Annotated in this window: 27 protein-coding genes; all 27 read right to left on the bottom strand. The window is 32.2% G+C overall.

What is annotated here, in order from left to right; genetic code table 11:
- Positions 1 to 233: 233 nt before the first annotated feature.
- The 27 genes from AC5SML_RS02595 to AC5SML_RS02465 all read right to left on the bottom strand — a co-directional run bounded on the left by AC5SML_RS02595 (position 234) and on the right by AC5SML_RS02465 (position 21172).
- The gene (locus tag AC5SML_RS02595; protein ID WP_494617510.1) at positions 234 to 461 is read right to left on the bottom strand and encodes a hypothetical protein; all 228 of its coding nucleotides are present in this window, start codon (positions 459 to 461) and stop codon (positions 234 to 236) included.
- 454 nt (positions 462 to 915) lie between these two features.
- The gene (gene terL / locus AC5SML_RS02590) at positions 916 to 2583 is read right to left on the bottom strand and encodes a phage terminase large subunit (RefSeq protein ID WP_494617509.1); all 1668 of its coding nucleotides are present in this window, start codon (positions 2581 to 2583) and stop codon (positions 916 to 918) included.
- Entirely contained in the window at positions 2552 to 2767 is a 216-nt protein-coding gene (locus AC5SML_RS02585; RefSeq protein WP_494617507.1) for a DNA packaging protein, read from the bottom strand. The genes terL and AC5SML_RS02585 overlap by 32 nt, the downstream gene beginning before the upstream one ends.
- Positions 2760 to 2972: a hypothetical protein gene (locus tag AC5SML_RS02580; RefSeq protein ID WP_494617505.1), complete on the bottom strand. Its 213-nt coding sequence runs from the start codon at positions 2970 to 2972 to the stop codon at positions 2760 to 2762. Before AC5SML_RS02580 ends, AC5SML_RS02585 begins: the two co-directional genes overlap by 8 nt.
- Positions 2972 to 3298, bottom strand: a complete 327-nt coding sequence (locus tag AC5SML_RS02575) for a hypothetical protein (protein WP_494617504.1) — start codon at positions 3296 to 3298, stop codon at positions 2972 to 2974. The genes AC5SML_RS02580 and AC5SML_RS02575 overlap by 1 nt, the downstream gene beginning before the upstream one ends.
- Positions 3298 to 3459, bottom strand: coding sequence for a hypothetical protein (locus AC5SML_RS02570; RefSeq protein WP_494617503.1), 162 nt, complete (start codon positions 3457 to 3459; stop codon positions 3298 to 3300). The genes AC5SML_RS02575 and AC5SML_RS02570 overlap by 1 nt, the downstream gene beginning before the upstream one ends.
- Positions 3459 to 3617: a hypothetical protein gene (locus tag AC5SML_RS02565; RefSeq protein ID WP_494617501.1), complete on the bottom strand. Its 159-nt coding sequence runs from the start codon at positions 3615 to 3617 to the stop codon at positions 3459 to 3461. The genes AC5SML_RS02570 and AC5SML_RS02565 overlap by 1 nt, the downstream gene beginning before the upstream one ends.
- Complete coding sequence (locus tag AC5SML_RS02560) at positions 3614 to 3823, bottom strand: hypothetical protein (protein ID WP_494617500.1); 210 nt, start codon at positions 3821 to 3823, stop codon at positions 3614 to 3616. Before AC5SML_RS02560 ends, AC5SML_RS02565 begins: the two co-directional genes overlap by 4 nt.
- Positions 3824 to 3843: 20 nt before the next feature.
- Positions 3844 to 4086: a hypothetical protein gene (locus AC5SML_RS02555; protein WP_494617498.1), complete on the bottom strand. Its 243-nt coding sequence runs from the start codon at positions 4084 to 4086 to the stop codon at positions 3844 to 3846.
- 4 nt (positions 4087 to 4090) lie between these two features.
- The gene (locus AC5SML_RS02550) at positions 4091 to 4258 is read right to left on the bottom strand and encodes a hypothetical protein (RefSeq protein WP_494617497.1); all 168 of its coding nucleotides are present in this window, start codon (positions 4256 to 4258) and stop codon (positions 4091 to 4093) included.
- 10 nt (positions 4259 to 4268) lie between these two features.
- On the bottom strand, positions 4269 to 5099 hold the full coding sequence (locus AC5SML_RS02545) for a hypothetical protein (protein WP_494617496.1): 831 nt from the start codon (positions 5097 to 5099) through the stop codon (positions 4269 to 4271).
- A 38-nt stretch (positions 5100 to 5137) separates the two neighbouring features.
- Positions 5138 to 5455, bottom strand: coding sequence for a hypothetical protein (locus tag AC5SML_RS02540; RefSeq protein WP_494617494.1), 318 nt, complete (start codon positions 5453 to 5455; stop codon positions 5138 to 5140).
- A 5-nt stretch (positions 5456 to 5460) separates the two neighbouring features.
- Complete coding sequence (locus AC5SML_RS02535; RefSeq protein ID WP_494617493.1) at positions 5461 to 5697, bottom strand: hypothetical protein; 237 nt, start codon at positions 5695 to 5697, stop codon at positions 5461 to 5463.
- Between the two features lie 9 nt (positions 5698 to 5706).
- Positions 5707 to 6585, bottom strand: a complete 879-nt coding sequence (locus AC5SML_RS02530) for a hypothetical protein (RefSeq protein WP_494617491.1) — start codon at positions 6583 to 6585, stop codon at positions 5707 to 5709.
- Between the two features lie 10 nt (positions 6586 to 6595).
- Positions 6596 to 8455: a phage tail fiber domain-containing protein gene (locus AC5SML_RS02525; RefSeq protein ID WP_494617489.1), complete on the bottom strand. Its 1860-nt coding sequence runs from the start codon at positions 8453 to 8455 to the stop codon at positions 6596 to 6598.
- Between the two features lie 3 nt (positions 8456 to 8458).
- A complete protein-coding gene (locus AC5SML_RS02520; protein WP_494617488.1) occupies positions 8459 to 12157 on the bottom strand; it encodes a hypothetical protein in 3699 nt (1232 codons plus the stop codon).
- Entirely contained in the window at positions 12157 to 14007 is a 1851-nt protein-coding gene (locus AC5SML_RS02515; protein ID WP_494617486.1) for a hypothetical protein, read from the bottom strand. The genes AC5SML_RS02520 and AC5SML_RS02515 overlap by 1 nt, the downstream gene beginning before the upstream one ends.
- The gene (locus AC5SML_RS02510) at positions 14007 to 14597 is read right to left on the bottom strand and encodes a virion core protein, T7 gp14 family (RefSeq protein ID WP_494617485.1); all 591 of its coding nucleotides are present in this window, start codon (positions 14595 to 14597) and stop codon (positions 14007 to 14009) included. The genes AC5SML_RS02515 and AC5SML_RS02510 overlap by 1 nt, the downstream gene beginning before the upstream one ends.
- Entirely contained in the window at positions 14567 to 15052 is a 486-nt protein-coding gene (locus AC5SML_RS02505) for a phage protein Gp13 family protein (protein ID WP_494617484.1), read from the bottom strand. The genes AC5SML_RS02510 and AC5SML_RS02505 overlap by 31 nt, the downstream gene beginning before the upstream one ends.
- Entirely contained in the window at positions 15027 to 17396 is a 2370-nt protein-coding gene (locus AC5SML_RS02500; RefSeq protein WP_494617483.1) for a phage nozzle protein, read from the bottom strand. The genes AC5SML_RS02505 and AC5SML_RS02500 overlap by 26 nt, the downstream gene beginning before the upstream one ends.
- Complete coding sequence (locus AC5SML_RS02495) at positions 17396 to 17992, bottom strand: phage tail tubular protein A (protein ID WP_494617481.1); 597 nt, start codon at positions 17990 to 17992, stop codon at positions 17396 to 17398. The genes AC5SML_RS02500 and AC5SML_RS02495 overlap by 1 nt, the downstream gene beginning before the upstream one ends.
- 62 nt (positions 17993 to 18054) lie before the next feature.
- On the bottom strand, positions 18055 to 19011 hold the full coding sequence (locus AC5SML_RS02490; RefSeq protein ID WP_494617480.1) for a major capsid protein: 957 nt from the start codon (positions 19009 to 19011) through the stop codon (positions 18055 to 18057).
- A gap of 280 nt (positions 19012 to 19291) precedes the next feature.
- Complete coding sequence (locus AC5SML_RS02485; protein WP_494617478.1) at positions 19292 to 19558, bottom strand: hypothetical protein; 267 nt, start codon at positions 19556 to 19558, stop codon at positions 19292 to 19294.
- A complete protein-coding gene (locus AC5SML_RS02480) occupies positions 19539 to 19685 on the bottom strand; it encodes a hypothetical protein (RefSeq protein ID WP_494617477.1) in 147 nt (48 codons plus the stop codon). The genes AC5SML_RS02485 and AC5SML_RS02480 overlap by 20 nt, the downstream gene beginning before the upstream one ends.
- Before the next feature lie 122 nt (positions 19686 to 19807).
- On the bottom strand, positions 19808 to 20173 hold the full coding sequence (locus tag AC5SML_RS02475) for a hypothetical protein (protein ID WP_494617476.1): 366 nt from the start codon (positions 20171 to 20173) through the stop codon (positions 19808 to 19810).
- Entirely contained in the window at positions 20166 to 20390 is a 225-nt protein-coding gene (locus tag AC5SML_RS02470) for an HNH endonuclease (RefSeq protein ID WP_494617475.1), read from the bottom strand. The genes AC5SML_RS02475 and AC5SML_RS02470 overlap by 8 nt, the downstream gene beginning before the upstream one ends.
- Entirely contained in the window at positions 20390 to 21172 is a 783-nt protein-coding gene (locus AC5SML_RS02465) for a capsid assembly protein (protein ID WP_494617474.1), read from the bottom strand. The genes AC5SML_RS02470 and AC5SML_RS02465 overlap by 1 nt, the downstream gene beginning before the upstream one ends.
- Position 21173: the final 1 nt, after the last annotated feature.

Here is a 21173-nt window from a genome sequence, read left to right as displayed (position 1 = left end):
TTTTTATTTGGTTTATATAGCTATTAGTGGAACTTAATAAGCATCAGTAGTCTCTAAGACCACCGCTAATCATTGGTACTGCTGTGTAATCATAAATTTATTTAGTAGTTGTCTACGATATAGTTATTTTTACTAGGATAGTAGGTACATACCCTCCGCAAAATCCTGCGTGTGCCTATGGGGACAAACGTAAAATGTACCCTACGATAAGGTTGTCAGATTTTTATACCAAATTATTTCTGGTAGAACTCATTGACCTTATCATTAATAGAATAATCAATTGCATAGTTCAGGAAGTCCTCAGTATGCTTTAAGATAAACTCTTTGCTACTTACAGGCTTCTGTGATTTAGCTTTAGGATTAAACCCATTAGCTTTGATTATTGCTTCATCAATAAGTTTAATAGCCTTTTTGTTAGGCTTATTCTTATTAAATAAAGAGTTAAGGTATATAACTTTCATATTAAGGTTATCTTTAGGTTAAACTTTATTCTATGACATATAATTTAAGTCATAAGGAAGTATTATCTATAATTTACTTGTTCATTGTTCTTATTTTCCTTATTTCAAACCTAATACTAAGATTTCATAAGTAAAACATAAGATAAACTATAGTCTATCTCCTGTAGTGGCACTTAATTAAAAAGCCTTATAAATGGCTATTTCTTCTTCTCTTTATATATTGGTGTTTCTCTCCCAAGAGGGCAACCTATTATCCACCATTTCGTAATATATTGGGAAACCATAGGTCTTATTTCCTTACTTATTAGCTTTTAATTTGGCTAACAAAGCAAGGTAATTCTGTTTTGAGCTGAAATAGGCATATCCACCTACTATTTTTACTTTATATTTCATATTAGTCCTTTCTAATAGGGGTACTAATTAAAGTACTCTTATCTAATAGGGGTACTTTACTCTATATCTTTATCCAAGTCATAGGCTCAGGTTCACCAAAATACCTCTCAACCTCTACTCTGAATTGTTCTTCTTTACGATGCTTGAAAGCTATATCTTGGTCTTTCGCTAATTGTTGTATCCAGTAATAACAAGACATCTGCAAAGCATCTATTCTGTCATCATGGGTTAAAGTATTAGCACCTTTTTGAAGTCTACTTATTTGATAAAACAATTGGTATCTTAAAGCTGTCTCAGCAGGATACATAGCATTTGTTTCTTCATAGTCTTTCTTAATGACTGTAGGACATACTATAAGCCTGTGTTGTGCCATTATAGGCTCTAAGGTATCTAATATACGTCTATGCTTGTTAGACTGCTGTCTTATACCCTCTGTAGTACAAGGATACTGTCTAATTAAATAAGGTTTAAGTAATTCACTAAACATTCCTTGACCAAAGTTTTCTTCAATTAAAATCTTTTTAACTTTATGTTTCTTAGCTACTTCCACCAGTTTGGATAAAGTATGTTCACTATACCCACTATTGAAACCGCCAATATCAACAAGAAAGATATTTCCATTGAGAAATTTAGTGACACTATAAGCTGTTTCATCTTTCCCCTTACCTGATGGGTCAATCGACATTACACAACCTGTATAATCTAACCATGTACCCTGAGTTTGCATTGGCCTGAAATAACCATCACCTTGTAAACCTACACAAGGTAATTCGTTATGCTGAAGTTCTGGTGAACTTGCCCAGATAACTTTCTCTGGTGCATTGTCTGGGTTCAATGTCATTACACTTAAATCAGATAATTTTAATGGGTATCTATTTAAGTCAGACAATGAACTGTCTAGTTGGTATTGCATATTGAAACCAATACGCCCATAACTAGCTTCTCTATCTAATAAATCTTTTTCATCAAATCTACTTGGGTCTGTAGGTTTACCTACTATTTCATCTTTCCAAGTATTCTGTATTCTAGGTGCAAGATTAGAACCATAAGATAACATTTGTTTCTCTGTTGGATACCTCGCTGTCCAATATCTAATTTTATAACCTCTCTCTTGCAACTTGTTATAAATAGACTGTTCTACTTGCGGTGTACCTAAAAATACAATTCTACTGTCGTCATTAGGTTTAATGATTGCTTCAAATTCTTTTATGCTTTCAGATAATTTGTCTCTCATAAATTGAGTTTGAGTATTACCTGAAGTCTCAACATCGTCTGCAATTATAATATTTGCACGAGAGCCTGTTAACTGGGAAGTTATTCCTAATGATTTAACACTAGGTTGTTGTGATGCTAACGCTGTGGCCACATCAAAACTTATCTTAGATTGTCTTTGGTCACTCTTAGGATAAAGATGTTTTAGAATAGACATCTCTGACATTAGTCTTAAACAGAAAGTACTAAAATCATCTGCTCTATTTTTTGATGCAGATACGACTAATATGTTTAAGTCATTATCTAATAGCAACCGCCATAAAACGTAAGAAGCTGTAATCCAACTCTTTCCTACCCCTCTAAAAGCACTAATAATACACCTTGTTGAACCATTAGCTAAATAATCAGCTATATCGTACTGTATTGGTGTTGGTTCAGGTAATCTTAAATGCTTCCAAGTTAGGTATAAAAAATTTCTAAAATCGTTAATTTTTGACGACTTGTTTATCTTTTGCATCAAATGGAAGTTCCTCTATTAATTTCTTTAATGGACTGTCTTCAACTGGAACAGCATCTATATTATTATCTTTTAGAAACTGTCTAGCTACGTTTAAATCTGCTGACTTTGCATCAGGGTCTTTAACTCTCTTTAGTAATTCAGTTGCTAGAACTTCATGTAATTCTTTTAATTTTTCACTCATCTATAATTCTCAATATTTTTTTAGCACCCATATAAATCTCTGTTTCTGCTTTTACTTGTTTACAAATAAATCTTACATTCGCTGGGTTAACTTCTTTTTTTGCAATACGAGCTGATTTCATACAGCTTGATAATTTGTCTTTGTAAGTATGTTCAACTATTTCTCCTTTTAGGATTAATATTAATGCAAATACACTTTCAATCATTAATGGTCTCCATTAGAAAATTGTCGTTGTTTATCTTTTAATTTTTCAACATCTGTTTGTAATTTTTCAATAATACCTTGTTGAAATTCAATAAGGATATTCTGTTCTTGGTCATTTGCAGACATACCCATTTCACCTCTTGGATATTTAATAGAAAACTCAACTACACTTTCTAAATCTTTTTCAATCATCATTAGTTTTGTTGAATGATTATTTAATTTTTCTGTGACACCAAAATAAGCCCATACGCCAATAGCAACTGCACCAATGATACTTATTAAATTTTTCATTGGCATACTAATTGAAGTATTTTCTGAAACTCTCATTATAAAACTTTTCCTTTGTTGATGCCTTTTTTAATTACATATTTTTGTGTGCCATTAGCACCTATCTCAACTTCTTTTCTTAAATTCTTAAATATGTTTTTTTCTTTTAATTCTTTCTCTATTCGTTTTTTGAAAGACTCCAATAATTTGGTGTCTCTCATTAACTTTTAAAATATTTATTATTTTTGTTTGCTTTCTTTTTCTTTTTAGGACAATCGTGTTTTTCACAATGAGAAAAATCAAAAGTAAGTAAGTCATCAATTTTAGCTATTGCATCGTCAAAAAATCCGAAGAATTTTAATAAAAATTTATCAATCATATTTGTTTTCCTACTTGTCTACATTCAAACTTAATTACTATTTTTTGTTCCTCAAAATCAGGAATATCCCACTCTGGTAATTCTTTTAAATTTCTAAAAGTTGTTTGTGCAATCGCATAACCTGCGTTAGTGCAATCATAGTGTGAGTTAAATTGATAACCTGAAATAGAACTAGATGGGCATTGTCCAGTAGTAATACTGCACATATACAACACTAGAAGATATTTTACTTAAACTGAAATATGCCTATTACTGTTGCTACTATTGTTCCTAAAAATACTAGAACTTGAACCATTCCTTTACCTTTAGAAACATCTTGTCTTAAAGATTTAACTTCTTTTCTTAACTCACTAATAGCTTCTTGTAGTGCTTTCATTCGTTCAGCACATAGCTTTTCGTGTGATGAAAGTCTAACTCCAGTAGCGACTTCGCTAAACTCTTTAGGTGTTAGAACTTTCTTCCTAGCCATTTGATTATTCTGCTTCTAATTCAGCTTTTTTAGCTAATATATCTTCTTTAGAAATTGGTGTTGTTCCATTATCCCATCTAATAGTATCAACATCTTCGTCCCAACAAGTTGCTTGTGCATCAGGATTGATTGCTAAAATTGCATCAAGTATTTTTATTGTGTTATTTGGCATATTTTATCTCCTATACTGTCCATCTTTTTAATGTGAATACTCTGTTGTTTTTACCATTGGTAGTAGTTATACCAAATGAATGACTACCACTAATACTGTGTGTTATACCATGCAATGATAAATAATAAGTTGTCCCTGCACTTAATCCCCAATCTGAGGCTGACCTTGTATTATTAAAGGCTATTGATAAGTATCTGTCATCTGAAGTATTACCTGTAGCTTCAGCGTGTTCTCCTGTACTAATTAAATAGTTAACACTTCCTGATGATGAAGAATAACTACCACTTGTTTTAAATTGAATACCTGCACCAACATAATGAGTACCTAGTTGACCCTCAACATTTAAATAAGCATTTAATTCAATCATATCTGTACTAGCACTTGGCGTCACAGTAATTTCATTTGTTCCAAGTCTAACAGAAGTGCTTGATGATGATGTAGATACTGAACCCATGCCAGAAGAACCATCAGAAATTTGAGCCAAAGTGTAAGCACCAGTTGATACTGTACTCCATACTGGATTTTGACCAGAGCCTTTAGTTTCTAAATATTGTCCACTTGTTCCTGCACCTAGTCTTTGAAGACCAGAAGCATCTCTATATAAAATGTCTCCCTGCGTAGTAAGTGTTGTTCCTACATCAGTTCCATTTGTACCATTCGTTCCTTTTTCTGCTAGTTTAGTCCAGTGGGAAGCACTAGACGTAGCATTTCCAGTAGACGCTTGAATACATATAAAAGTTTCTCCACCTGATGTAACTATATCGTCAATTACATAAGCTGTGCCGCCTGCGTATGCACCTCTGAATACTGGCTTTATTCTTCCCAAATTTAATGTTGCCATTATTTATTTTCCTTATTGTTATTGTTGTTGATTGTTAATTAGACTGAGACACTTAGATTGCCATTGGCATCAACTGTGAATGTTAGTCCTCTTTTTGCGACAAAACTTTCAGCATATAAATCTGATTGAGTTCCATCTGCATTTGCTACAGACAAGTTGTCTGCACCATTTGTGAAATGAACGATAAGGTCTTCTTTTTGTGAACCTGTACCATTCGTTTTTACAAAACCATATAAATCTGAAGACCCTGCGTCTCCAAAAGTAAGTTCTGTTCCCCCACTATTTACAACTACAGCTTTTTCTGAATTAGCTGATAAGTTGGAAACAATGTCGGATAAGTCTCTAGCTTTTGACATTTAGATTATTCCTCTATTGGTGGTGTATAACCAGTTAAAGCAGTTGCTTCAGCTTGTGTTAATCCCAAGTCTAATAGCTTTTGATTGCCACTTTGTGCATCTACTTGTTTTTCTGCTGTTTTTTCAAAATTAGCATCTCTTTCAGTATTATCTGCTGTTTGTCTTGTTTCAAATTCAGCAATTTCTTCTGGTGTCATATCTACTTCAGTGACACCATCTGGATTTACAATTATATGTTTCATATTTTCTCCTTATTTAAGTCCATAGACTTGAACATCTACATTGTTCATTGAATAACCTGTGTTGGATAATTCTAATGAAAATCCATCACAACCATTTGTTACTGTACTATTGTTATTGGTAAAACCACTTTCCACAGTCATTATTTCAGAAGTTGTCATTACTGTTGCTTGACAATTTACAGCTTTGTGACCAGAAGTTAAAGCAGGGTTTCCAAAATAAAGATTTACTGTTGAATCATAACTGTTATCAACTGACCAATAAGTGACTACTCCATATGTATTATTCCAACCTCTGTAAGTATCGTTTCCAGTTGTACTACTATTTCCATAGTGTGAATGTGTTGTCCAATAATAATTTTGAGTGACATCAGTACCACCATCTCTCCAGTAAAATTTTATCCAAGCATTACTAGATGGTCTAAATCTACTTACTTTAGCTTGATAAGATTTATATGTTCCAGTTGTAAATACATTATTAAAAGATATTTTACTACCACTTGTAGCATCTGTTCCTGCAATTTTTACAAAGTCAGATGATACATTAGTCCAACTTGGGTTAGCACCAGAGCCACCAGTTTGTAAAACTTGACCAGAAGTTCCTGCACCAAGTCTTTGAAGACCAGAGCCATCACGATAAAGTAAATCGCCTTGTGTTGTTATTACTGTTCCAACATCTGTACCATTAGTACCATTAGTACCATTGCTACCTGCTGAACTCATTATATTCCAGTAAGCTGTCGCATTGCCTACTGCTTGATTTGAATGGGCTTGAATACAAACATAACTATTTCCACCTGATGAAACTACGTCATCAACAGCGTAAGATGTCGAACTATTGTAAGCACCTTTCCAGTTAAATTTGATAGCACCCAGATTGATTGTTGCCATATTTGTTTCCTTATATTGTTGATATTAAATTGCCATTTGTATTAACGCTAAAGACAAAGCCTGAAGCACTAAATAAAACATCAGTGAAGTTGGCATATTGACTTTCACTAATGTTATCTTGACCTTGATTGGTCGTAATATATCTCACTGCATTATTTGCAGGAATTGGTGTGTTCGCTGTTCCACCCATATTTGAGTGAGACGAACAATAATAATAAAGCGTAGGTGCATTAGATGCTACTACGATTGTAACTTGTGTTGAACTATTGTGTGTAACTCCTGTTGTGTACTCTGAGCCACCACCATGCGTTCCATCTGCTGTCGTTGAAAATTTAAAAGGGTGTCCTGATGGATAATTAAATACATAAGTATTACCCTCATATAAATCTAAAGTATCTTGTGAAACTCCATCAATAACAAATTTACCACCAACAACTGTTACAGTTTTAATTAAAGTTGAAGCATTGTAATATTTTTCAAATCCATAAACTTCTGCTGAAGAAGCATTAGAAAATTCTAAAGCGTTTCCACCTGCATTAACAACAAGAGCCTGTCCTGCTGTACCTAAACTTGATAATCCAGTACCACCTCTTGTTGTTGGTAAAGTTCCTGAAGTTATGTTAGTCGCTGATAATGAAGCTACATTAAATGTTCCAAATGCTAATACATAAATTTCATCATTTAAAGAAGCACCTGTGTCTAATACTACGCTAGTACCATTGGTTGCTGTGTAATCTGATGGGTCTAAATGAACACCATTTTTAAATACATCAATGTACCCACTATCGTAGGCTAAAATTGCACCACCAGTATCAGAATGAGATGCACCTGAAAAAGTTGTCTGTCCTGCTGTAGCAATATATTTTGCTCTCATAGACGTACCATTCACAGAACTCCCTGCATTTGCAAACGAGCTTCCATTGTAGACTTTCATGGTATCTGCTGTCGTATCAAACCAAAGAGTTCCCTCTATTGGATTTGATGGTGCGTTAGCTGAAATCTTATAAGTGTTTCCAAATGCTTCAACCGCAGGAATATTATTACCTACTGTTGTTATTTGAGAATGGGCATTTGCTAAATTTTGTAAATTAGAAATACCTGCCAAAGTGTTTACATTAGCAATAGCATTTCCAACAATGTCTACATTGGTAATTGCGTTTGCAACTGTATCAATCTCAGACGTACTTTCATTTAAGTCATTAGCTACAGTCTCAACTTCTGAAACTGCTTCTGCTAAATCATTTGCAACAGCGATAACTTTCGCTATGTCAGTTGCTACTGTGTTGACTGAACCTATTGAACCTGCAACTAAATTTATATTCGTAGCATTTGAATTAACACTATTAATATTACTGGAATTTGAATTAACATTTGTGATTGCAGTTATATTTGTATTAAGAGTTGTTAAAGCTGTTTTGTTAGCATCTGATAACCATGTGTTTTCTAAATAGTATTTAGTGACAGCATCTTGATTATCTACTGGGTTAGCTAAATTTATAATTCTTTTATTAAGAGCATCAAACTTATCGGCATTATTTAATTGTAAAGTACCTGCACTATCGTCTGAAATTTCTTGTGCTATGTAAAAGTTTTGGTCTGCTGATTTATCTAAGTCGCTTTCTGTTAGAACAGAACCATCAGTAAAATCGACAATTCTTGCATTGTTAGGTGTTTGACGTTCAATAGTAATTACACTTGCATTTGCAGGTGCAGAACTAAAAGTCAGCGTAGATGATGAAATTGTAAATGCTGTAGTTTGTGAACCATCAATAAATGCTTTTATATGAGAACTATCTATAAATGGAAAAGTGATTGAGTACTGGGTAGTACTACCATCTCCTGTATAGGAGACCTTAGCTAAAAATGACATATATTATTTACTAAATTGATAAAGTGAGTTTAAGTCCGATGAATTTACATTTATTCCCATCTTTAATCTCTCTAAGTTAATGTTTACGTTATTAAGTGAATTAAATAGTGAGAACTTACCAGTATCATCTTGTGTACTTTTAAAGTTTCTACTTTCTTTAATTAATAATTCTTCAACAGCAGTATGATAATCTTTTACAATACGTCTAAGTAGTTTTGCTCTACCACCTATATCTTTATTGTTTTCATCAACTGCTCTTGGGTCACTTAATTGTTTATATCCGCTAGAATTAATTACTGACTGTAATTTTTGGTCTAATGATTTTCCACCAATTCTAACTTTTCTTAATAATTCTTGTTGTCGGTTATATGCAGTTTGACCTTTATCATTAATAAATAAAGTAAGTTCTACATTACCTTTTAGAGTTGTTTTCATACTTGGTAAATTTACACCAAGTCTAAATATCTCTTTTGCAACTGGGTCTACTTTTTCTTTAGTTGCACCAAATGGATTAAACACACCATTAATTAATCTTGTATTTTCATCACCTTGTATTTTTAAAGCATTACCTCTGAAGTCATATTTAAACTCAACTTCATCACCTAATGCACTTCTCTTTTTAAATTCATCAAAGATACTTTTTGTATCTCTATAAAATGGGTCATTAACAAATTTTGAATAAATATTTGGAATAAATGAACCTGCTTTAGATTTAGCATATCTCATTACTTTATCAGGACTATCGTCTGTAAAGACTTCCATAAAGTCTGCTAAACCTTTTAAATATGTTTTAGATACTAAGTTTCTTGATACTGAAGAACCAATAGCAGAAATTGTATTACCTAATTTTTGTCCACCACTTAAATAATCTCTTGCACCTCCACCTTGCTGTGCAAGTAAAAGCATAAGATTACTTCCTGCTCTTTGTAAAGTTTCTTCATCTAGTTGGTCTCTGTAAGTGTGAAAGTCTACAACTAAACCTAAGAAAGCACCAAATGGGTCAAATCTTCCAAACTCTCTATATTTATAAGTTTGTTCTTCCGCATCATAGTATCTAAATGAATAAGGAATAATACCTGTGGCCTTTTTTAAATCTCTTAATTCTTTTGATGTAGTAGTTTTCTCACCTCTAATCTGGCCTTGACTACCAGTTATATGACCCTCAGCTACTAATTTGTTTGCAAGTAAAGTTAATGCAAAACCAGTTGCTAATTGTCCTCTAGCTTGTGCCATTCTTTCAGCACCCATTCTTCCAAAGAAGTCATCTCTATAAGTTTTTCTTAAAAATCCTAAAGGTGTTCTATCTACAACATTCAACATTAAGTTCATTGGTGTTCTAGTAAAAGGAATAATTTGTTTTAATATTGGAAACTCATTTGTTAAATCTCCAACTCTTTTAAACATTCCTGTTAATTCATTTGTGTAAGTACCCTCCTCTGCCATTTTAAGTACTTCATCAATTCTTGCTCTACCAAACTTATCAAAACCTGCATCAAAATTATCTGAAACTGCTTGTGAAAATTCTGAGATTGGTCTTTTAGTTTTAATATCGAAAGCAACAATTTTATCAAAACTCTTGCCATCTTTAATTGCTTGGTCAAAAGCATATCTTTCTAAATGAGTTCTGTATTGTATCTGTTTAAAAAATTCATCTTCAGCAGTAAGAAATCTACTAGGTTGTCTAACAATTTTACCTAATGTATTTACAAATACTCCTGTAATACTGTCGTCTTCAACTTCTTTACCATCAACTATTTTTCTTTTCTGAATAGATTTTTTAGGTGTATCTAATTTATTTCTAGAAGTTAAAATTCCATCTTCTTTCTTTAATGCTAAACCTGCATATTTAACTGCATCTTTTAAGTATCTACCAAAAGCAACATATTGACTAAGTGCTTTACCGCCCTCTTGTCTCAACGCTATGGCTTTTCTTGAATTACCTAAATATCCTGTAAGTGAACCTACTGATTTTTCTAATGGTCTAAGAAACATATTAAACATATTAGAAGTCATGTTTATTAAATGTGTTTTAGGATTAGATAAAAGAGCATTAATCCATATTTCATTAGCTATATCCCAAGTTCTACTTTTACCTGCGTAATCTAATATTTTAGTGACATTAGCATCGCCTGTTAAAGCAAACTTTCTCATAAACTCATCAAAGTCACCACCATACATTTCAAACTCTTTAATTAATGAGTCTTGCTCTTTATTAATTTGAGTTCCAAATGATGTAGCTTGTAATCTTTGAGTTCTAGCTGTTTGTGCTGAAATAAATTCTTTTGCTCTATTAACAAATCTTAATTGTTTAAATACTGTTTTTTGAAATAGTTCTTTTGCTCTTGGGTCTTTCTGACCTAATTTAGCTAATCTTTTAGAAGCACCATTTAAGAAACTTCTGTAAGCGTTCATACCTACTACAGTTTCAGGTGCATTTTTTAAATCTTTAACTAATTTAGCAATATCACTTTCTAGAACATTGGGTTGACCCTCATATAATTTTCTAGCTTGTCTCTCAACCATTTCGTCAGAAACAACAATCTTTTTACTTCTTACTAAATTCTTAAATGTTTTTGCAAAAGCTATTTCAGAAATTAATCCATCTTTATCTAAATCTACAAGTTGTTTTACATTAAACTGTGTAGAGATATTCATATCATCTAATAGTTCATCAAAATCTTTTGACTTTATTCCATTCTTAACATTTTCATCTTGAAGTGTTTTGAATGATGAATAAACACCATCTTCTAAACTTTTTAAATTAGCAGTATAAGTATCTGCAAATTCATCTGCTTTTACTTCACCTGCTCTTGCTTTACCTACTTTATCTACTTTTAAATCTTGTGCAGGTTTTGCAATATCTAAATCAGGATTTTCTTCTAAAAACTTTTCATCAGCTTTTAATTGTTCTTTACTATAAGCCTGACCATTAGATTGTGCTTTTTTATTTTTGTACCATCTAAAACCTCTAAACACTCCCTCCAAAGCACCACCTATACCTGCACCCTCTAGTGCATTTTTAAATCTTGCTTCGTACCAAGTGTCGTTTTGGTCACTTTCTAAATAATCTATAATTGGATTTTCTAATTCAGGTGCAAATTCATTAACCATGTCAGCTAATCTTCCGCTATCTTGGTCAAATGCTTGAAAGTCAGCGATACTTCCTTTTGCTACACTCTTAGCTAATTGTCCTGTACCTGAGACTGCTTTAACACCTTTTAATAATCTACCACCAGTAAACCAACCTGTTAAAAATTGTGTAATACCTTTTGTGATACCACCTGCTACTGTGTCTGGGTCTCTATCAAAATCAGGTAAAGTTAACTTATCGTCAATTAAACCTTTATCTTGTGCTTCCTTGTAAGAAATTAAATCTGGTTTTAAGTCTGAAAATTGAAATTTACCATCACCATTACCAAAACCAATACCATAGAAACCTGTCTTTTCTCCTAAAGTGTCACCAAATTGCTCTACAAGTCCTATCGAAGCCTGAACACCATCTCTTACACCATCAAGTGCAGATAAACCAATGTCAGTAATTAAACCTCTTTTGTTTGTATCTTCTTGTTGTTGATTAGCTTGTGGTATTTCTTTCTTAAACTTAGGCAATTCTAAGTACTGCTGAATTTCTTCTTCATTAAATTCATTAGTATCAAATTCTATAACCTGACCATTAGGTGCTGTTTTCTCTATTATTGCCATTAATTACCTTTTGCTAATTGTAAGTCGTTTTGTTTTTTGAAAATTCTGTCGTATTCATCTTGTGAAATAGTGTTGTTAGGATTTTCTCTTTTAATCTTAACTCTTTCACCTTTAGATATGTTATTTGGAATAATAACTAATTTAGCTAAATCTATTTTAAGTTCTGGGTCATCTGCTCTATTTTCAGGTTTAGCACCACCTCTAGAATTAATATTTTGTTTCTTAACTATAGGTTCTTCTTTTTTACCTGTTAAATCTTCTTTGTTAGCTTTAACTTTCTTTTTCTTACCATCTTCTATAATAGGTGTACCATCGTCACCTGAAGTAGTCACATCACCATCATTCAAATTAACTTCATCGCTAATTGCAATTTCTAAAACCTTGTCGTATTCAGTTTTAACATATTTTTCAAATGCTTCTTTTCTGTCACTAGGTTTTTCATAATTTTCTATAGGATTATCTTTAAGCCATACTTTCATATTAGCTTCAAACTTTTTATGTTCTAATGGACTTATTTTAGATAAAGCGTATTTAGTTTTATTTGTAGATTTTGTAATTGTTTCAATTTCATTTTTCCAATGTTTGTAATAACCAGAAGCTAACAATCCATCTTTCTCTGTAAATTGAAATGCTTTTAATTCTGTATCAAACTCTGAATAATCATTAGAAGTCATATTAGGAATATTTCTTCTTAAAAATTCTTTTGCTTCTTTAAGTTTGTTTTCTTCTAATAGTTTATAAAAATCTTCTTCTACTCTTGGGTCTGTTTGACTATCAAAACCTTGTTCTCTACTTTCAAACTCTTTAAATATTTCAGATTGTTTATTATTAGAAAAACCATTGTATGCAGGGTCTTTAATTGCATCAGAAAAAGTTTCATACTTATTAGCAAATTCACTTGCTTCTAATGTATCTCTTGTAGTTTGATTATTTAATTTAGTTAGTTCGTCTTTTTCTTTTTGTAAAATTCTAGTATCAATATTTTCTTTAAGTGCATCTAAATCATTTTGTAAACCTTTTACACTTGATAGATTACCTGTTCCTAATTTTAAATGATTAGGTAAATCTCTAAGTAATCTTTCAGCAAACTCTAAATCACCTGTAGTTTTTGACCAGTCACTTAAACTTTCTAATAAATATTTTTGTGCAGTAGAATTAGATAAACCATTTTTAGTAGCATCTTGAACAAACGCTGATATGTCAGCACCTATTTCTTCATTACTTCTATTTTTATCAAATTTACCTTGAATACTTTCTTTAAAATTATTTTTGTAATCCTCGCCAATCTTTGACATTTGTGAGTTAACATGAGTATTAAATAAAGAGTTTCTTGTTTTAGATGTTTCACTAAAAAAACCTTTTTCTAATTGTAGTGCATCAAAAGCACCTAGATTGTTTTCTGTAAGAAAGTTCTTTAATTCATCATTATAAAACTTATCAAAAGCATTGGGGTCTGGGTTATCCAGTACGTTCTTTTCAGCATACTTTCTGTATACTTCTGCCTGAAATTCCTTTGCTTTCTTATTTAATGTTAATTCTTTATATTTCTCTTGGAAGTATGGATTAGCTTCTTTTGGTATTTCACCTTTTTTAACAGCATCATTAAAGCCTGTTCTATTGTCATTAAATTGTTTTAATGCTTCTGCTTCATTTACTTCTTTCTCTTTCTTTTCAGCATTAAGAACCATTGCTGTACCTGCATTATTCACAAAGTTATCTATAGACTTAGTAAAGATGTCTATTGATTTATCTCTTGGTGCTATGTCAGGTTTATAAAATAAATTAAAATCTGTTGACCTTACTTCAGGTAATTCTGCCTGAAGATTTAATTCTGTTTTCTTTCTAGCCATTATTTAGGTGGGTTGTAAACCTTACCTCCTGTACTATAAGATTTCTTTTGGCTATTAGTCATCAAACCCATATTTTGTTTTTGCATTTCGATGCCATAATATGTGTTAGCTACATTTCCTACTGCTGAAGCAAATAACATTGCAGGATTAGGTGGTTGAACATAAGTTGATTGTGCTTCTTGTCCAAACTGAATAGCTTCTAAATTTCTTTCAAACTGTGAAACATTAATATCTAAGTTTCTAGCTAACGATGCTTTGTAGTTTCCCTCTGTTCTATAGAAGTCTGCTAGTAAAGCATTAGTAGAACCTGAAAGAGCAATACCTGAACTACCTGCTGTAGTCACAAACTCTGCTCTAGCTTTTCTTGCTCTTAATGTTGCTTCAAATCCTTTTTGAGAAGATTGCTTTGCAACTTGTCTAATCTTTAATTGTTCTGAAGCATATCTTTGAAGTGCATTTTTCTTTGCAATTTCATTTTGTCTTATCTGTTGTGCCTGTGCATCTTTCTGGGCTTTCTTCTGTTGTTGAAATTGTAGGTAGGAAGACCCTGCACTTAAAGCTACGAGTGCGACTTGTGGTGGTACACACATAATTTTATAAACTCATAAAAAGGTTTTTGATTAACTCCATAATTGATTTTTCTTAAAAATTTGAAACCACACCACTTCAACCAACGTAAATGTAATTCATTTCTACAATCTACGAAGTTCCAAAGTATTTTATATTTGTGATTTAAAAGATTGACTACTTTTCTACTCTCTCTTAAAAAAGAGAAGCGTATTCGTTTTATATCTGGTGTAGCTAATAACCAGATAGCACCATCTTCAGAAACACCAAACATTCCTACTGGAATATTTTTAGTATCTACAATGGTTAAAGATATTTCAGAACAATTAAAACATTCAGATAATGCTTGATAAGGATTAAGTCCTGTACTATCTAAAATTTCTCTTTTATCTTCAAATCTTAATCTTGGTGCTAAAAAATCTATATCTTCAAATATAGTTTTTCTAATACCATTAAACTCTTGATGAAGCGGTGACATAATAACCTTGCCAACTTGCGTTGATAAAATTTGATGGTAAATGACTATTGTTTTTTATTTTAACTGTTAGCTTGTCATTCTCAGATTGAACTGCAAATTTATAATCTCCATCTTCAAGGTTTACTGTTCCTAATAATCCTGTACCTGTGATTGTTCCTGTATATGTTGTTGTAGATGTATCTCTACCTACTGGACTTACTTCTGTAGTGAAAAACCCAGTATCATTAAAAGAAACACTCCAGTTTCTAATCTGTAATCTACCCTCTTTTACTGAAATTCTTGAACCCTGTGTATCCGCTACCTGTATAAATTGCTGTGAAAATTGAAATAAAAATTCATATTGTTCACCTATAAAGAAATTTTGTGCAGTAATATCACCTGAAACTACAATAGTAGTTCCACCTACAGTTTGAGAAACAGTTGCTATTTCTTGTCCTGCTTTATTAGAAGCACCACTTCGGCCTACAACTTTCATTGTATTCTTAATTTGGTATGGAAGTGTAATAGTAGTTTGATTAGTTCCTGAATTAAAACTTTCAGTAATTTGAGTATTATCTAATTTTCTATCTAAATGAGTAAGATAACTTTCACCAGTATCAGTTAATGCAGGTGATACATTTATTTTTTCTAAATAAACACCATCACTTCTTTCATTGATTACAAATAATTCATTCTCAATAAAATCTATATTTAATATTTTATCAGTAGAAGTTGTTCCAAAAGTATATTTACTCCATGCACTTTGTAATCTTCTATTCTGACTTACATAGTATTGATATACATAAAGAGCATTATCTTCATCTGAACTTAATGCTACAATAATATTTTCATTAGTAGCACTAGCAAGTTTAAACACATTAGCAGGAATATACTTAGGCACATTCGCTGTAATATCATCAGCTTGTTTTGTATCTGTGTCAGACGCAATGAAAAGTTCCCTAACGCCTGTGAAATTTCCTTTATTGAAGCCGAAGTAGACATTACTTCCTGCCCCAACTGGTTTAATAGTTTTGTCTGTTTCAAATTCTGTTGTGACATTGATTGATATATTCTCCGAAGTTAATGTTGCACCACCACTTAATACAAATTGTGTTTGGTCTGAAAACAAAAGTAATTCTTCATCAAAACTTATAGCGTGTCGAAGTATTGAAACTTTTGTATGTGTACTCGCAACATCTATAGGAGATGTATCAAGGACTTGTGTAATAGTTTCAGGAAAGAACTCATAGAACTCTCCACTTCTAGACATAATAACATTTTCATCTGCTAAAAAACCTAATCTATTTCTATGAAAGAAAATATCATTTAGTTTTCTTCCTATAAAAGTTGGGTCAGGTACACTATCTTCATCTCCACAAATTCTTGTTCCCCATGCAGGTACATCGTAAGACGTACCAGAAATAGTATAGCTACTTCCATCTACTTGTGTAAATCTAAAATTTCCATCAGCACTCCGAATTAAAATATGTGGCATTGTAGAATTGTCTAAAGTAGTTTTTGTATTAGGTGCTACTGTTTCTTGCCATAGATTATCTGCTTGAACAAATTTTACATAATAATCATCGAAACCACTATCTGCATCACCAGTCACCTGAACAACTTGATTATTAATTGCAGGTACAGGTAAATCAGAAAAGTTTTGAACTTTATCTTTAACTACTTGTGAAGCATCATTACCATAACCATCTGAAGCTGTGACTGTTAATGTTCCTGAAGATTTAACTACTGAAAAACTAGAGTTTCCAATATTTGAAACTGTAATACCTGATGGTGAGCCAATAGCTGACTTCAGGCCATTTCTTATATTTTCACTATTCGTATCTGATGAAGTAAATGAATAAGTCGTTCCATCAATTGTTATTGAATATTTAGTACTATTTACTCCCTGTAATACTGAGTAAACAGCTTGTTCTACTTTAGCAGAAGAAGTTGTACTTCCCATTGCTGTAGTCTTATTTTTATTAACTATAAAGGTAAAATCGGCAACAGTCATACAAACAAAGTCAGACTTTGGATTGCTACTGTTTAAATAATTCGTTGCGTTAGTTTGGTTTACAACTGTTTTAGAAACTCCATTAATATCATACACAGCAATACTGCCATTACTAACAACCACAATGTATCGTTCATTTAAATCCCTATTAATTGTATGAATAAAAGCATTGCCTAAAGAACTACTTGATAGCTTTGCTACATATTCTGTTGGTGGTCTTTTTTTCAATCCCTCAACTACTGAAGAAAAACCATTTATCTGTTCACCTGCTTGTGAATTAAGTCTTAATACCTCTGGTTGTTGCGAAACACCCTGTACTAAATTTGGAATGGTACGACTTACTAGAGCCATTAGTGACCTCTTATAATTGTGTAAGCCTGTTCTGGTGTATCAAATATTGAGTAATCACCAGTATGACTTTCAGCTTGTTTTAAAATACTTAAAGATTTTGCTTCGTCTTCTTGTGAAAATTTGTGAATTGTATTTGCACCTAAAGTTCTATCGTGAAATATTCTTGCACTTCTTATTGTAATATATCTTTTAGCTTGTTCAGGTATTTCATCAAAAGGTAATAAATATACTACAGTTGCATCTGTAAAATTTGTATCGAAAGTTTCTTCATTTTTAGCAAGATTATAAAGTTCATTATTTCTTTGAACAATATCATAACTTACTTTTGAATATTTTCTTGGGTCTATCTCTACTCTAACAATATTAGTTGCTAGTGGAATTTTGTTATTAGTGTCTCTACTTAAAGTCACTTTATAATGTGTATTAAAATGCCAACCTTGTGATTGCACTTCTCTACTTACTTCAGATAAAACATTTTTAGCTATTGTTCCATCTACAGGTAAAGAACCACTCAATGAGTTCAATGGACTTTCACCAATTGTAGAAAGAATTGTATTAACAGCTTCTAATTCTGAAGTTCTTGTTTGTGTTGTCATATTATTTAAAACACAGGCGGAGATTGTCTGTGTTAATCTCTCCGCCTATGATTGGTTAGTTATTATGCTTTCTTAATTGAAACAACTGACTCAGGTCTAAGAATATTAGAACCCATTAACATTCTAGCTGTCATAAGTGTTCCAATTCTTCTAGGGTCGTAAGTTGATTCCATAACTAAATCTTTTCTTTTTATGCTACCGATTCCACTATTGTGCATAACAACCGCAAAAGTATGCGTGAAGTCACCATTGTAAGTGTTATTAGTACCAGAAATTGAAGCAGATAAGTCAGTAGCAAATACTTCTTGTGCTGTGTTTGATTTTACAATCGGCACACCACCTATTGATAATACTGTACCTCTACCGAAGTCACCATTATCTCTAGAGAAGTCTCTGTTTACTAGCTTGTCTACGTTAGCTAATTGGTAGTATTGGTCTGGTCTTACGATACATACACGACCATCACTAGGTACATTATTTTCGTCTAGCTTTTGAATTGCTTCAAATACGCTGTCGATTAATGATGTAGCATTAGTGTGGCAGTCGGCATCTGTAATTTCAGAACCAACATTTCCACCAGTCACATTAGGTGTAGTCACTCTAGAAGCTAAGATAGCTAAAGATAATAAATGTTTATCTACCTTGTTCGCAAGTGCAGAACCCATCTGTCTGCTGTACTCTGCTCTCACATCGTAAGCTGATTTTAATTCCTCAACTTCAGCTACAAAGACATCTGCTAATAGCATATCGTCTAGTGAGATTACTTTTTCGTTGTGTTTAATAGCTTGACCAGTAATCTCATTACCTGCTGTATGATAACTTGCGTTAACAAAGCCTGTCACAGGGAAAGCACTTGATTTCGCACCTTGACCTAAAGTTCTTACAGTCGACATTCCTAACATCTGGTTCTCTCTTATGAACTGAGTTAAAACCTCATTACTGAAAACTTTAAGAAACAATGCGTCTGCTGTTCCTGCTGAGTTTACCTGACCAATGCTTGATATTGTTGCATTTGACATATTATTTTTCTCCTTAAATATGTTTGGTTGGTTGTTAACAAACTACTTTTCATAATCAGAAAGTTGTCACTCGTAAGTGGCTATCGTTTTTGAATTTGGTTAGCACCTCTCTTATGAGAGATGGTACTATTTATCTTTTCTATTAGTCATTATATTCCAAAAATCTTTTTCAGAAATTTTCTTAGGTTCACATTTACATTCATCACAAGTGCAAGTTCCATATTCATCTGCGTGTAAAGGCATCTGACAATGACAATCGTGATGACAAAGTTTACACTTTTTATATTTTTGTACCAAGACGCCAAGACCTCAATGCCCAATAAACTGGTGATAATTTTTTATTACCTTTTACTTTAGCCAATATTGGTTTCATTCTATCGTTAAATGCTTTTCGTCTTACTGGGTCGTCTTTTTTGATGCTCATATTTGCATCACCGAACCTTACTGTTTTAATTTTCTCACCATCTTTAACAAATACTTTAAATTTTTTGCTACCTTTCGTTTCACGAATAATTTTATTTAATGGTTTATTTTCCTTGTCCGACATATTTTTTAAAAGTTTTTTTCTTGTTCATCATTGCACTACTAGGTCGTCTACCAATGCTTGTTTTCTTAAATTTTGCTCTTGTCTCATGTGTTGTTGTATTGAGAAGATTGTTTTTCTTCTTGGCCACTTAGGCTTTCTTTGGAAAACCTTTTTTCATATTATCGTAATTCTTTTTAGAAATTGTTGAGTCTTTCTTTTTTCTAGAAATACCGAGCTTTTTGCGTCTGTTGATGTTCCTGTAAAGCGACATTATTTTTTACCTCTTATGTTTTTGATTGTTGATAAGCCAAAACTTCCTGAATAGACGATTAAAACTGCGTACCAAAATTCGGTTGTGGCGTTTGATAAAATTTCAAAACCTCTTTCCATATAAGGTTGTGTGTATGGTAAGAAGCAGAATAAAAAGATAAGTGCTATTTTAATTGTTAACACCTCATCTTTAATACTGTTATTACTAGAACGTATTTGTTCTATTGAAACCTGTTTAATACTTTCAATTTCTTTAGCTTTGATGATTTTGTCTTTTTCCATTTTATGCTGAATACCGCCAATAACCTTTGAACCAATCATTCTTGTTAAAGGATTTTTTAATAATGGTAATACAAAATTAAGCATTTCTAGACCTATTAAAACTTTTAGAAACTACTCTTAAATTAGAAGAACTATTGTTATTTGGGTTTCCATCTAAATGGTGAATATCTTTACCATTAATAGAATTACCTAATTTACGTTTCATAAGTCTTCTAGCTAAATTTCGTTTTGCTCTGTTTTTCTTTTGAAGTGGTTGAGAATGATAATTCTGGTATTCAGACTTATAATCTCTACCTGCCATTATACTGCTGTACTCCTAGCAATCTTTTCTTCTACAAGTTTTCTAAATGCAGGGTCTTTAGCGTATCTTGGGTCATTCATAGCATCTATAACTTGTGCTGAACTTTCAAATACATCTGAATTAGTTTCTATACTGTCACCATTAATCATTGATTGTGGTTGTTCAGAACTTATACCTGCTCTTGAAGCGATACCTTGTACTGCAAATTTAACTTGTTCAATACTTCCAGTTTCTAAAGTATCATTAAATGCTTCTTGTTCTACATCACTTAAATTAGTTTTAGCGTACTCAATTACTTTATTATAATTGTTTGAACCACCAACTAAATTATGAACAGCTTGTACTTCTGTGTTTGCTATTGCTTCTTGTCCAGCGATATAACCATCAACTAAACTTTTATCTAAACCCATCTTATTTAATTCTTCATAAGAATTTTCAGATAACGAACCTTGTTCTTGGTATTCAGAATAAAATTTATCCATACCTTTTTGATTAGTTTCATTTTCATAAGTTTTATCTTCAGCAGGTTGTTCTACTGGTTCAGATTGTTTCTTCTCTAACTCTGAATATGCTTTGGCCATATCTTCGGCACTTTTAAATTTTTCAGGCAACCAATCAGGTCTAACATCATCAGTAGACTTATTTGTATTATCTACTTCGCTAACCTCAACTCTTGTTTCATCATTGGCTACAACTGCTTGTGTTTCAGTTTGTAATTTAGCTTGTTCCTCTAAAGACATATTAGATTTGTCTAAAGATATTTCTTGTTTTTCTGTACTCATA

Source organism: Candidatus Pelagibacter sp. PS_17, assembly GCF_059417945.1.
This window is presented reverse-complemented; position numbering and strand designations above follow the sequence as displayed.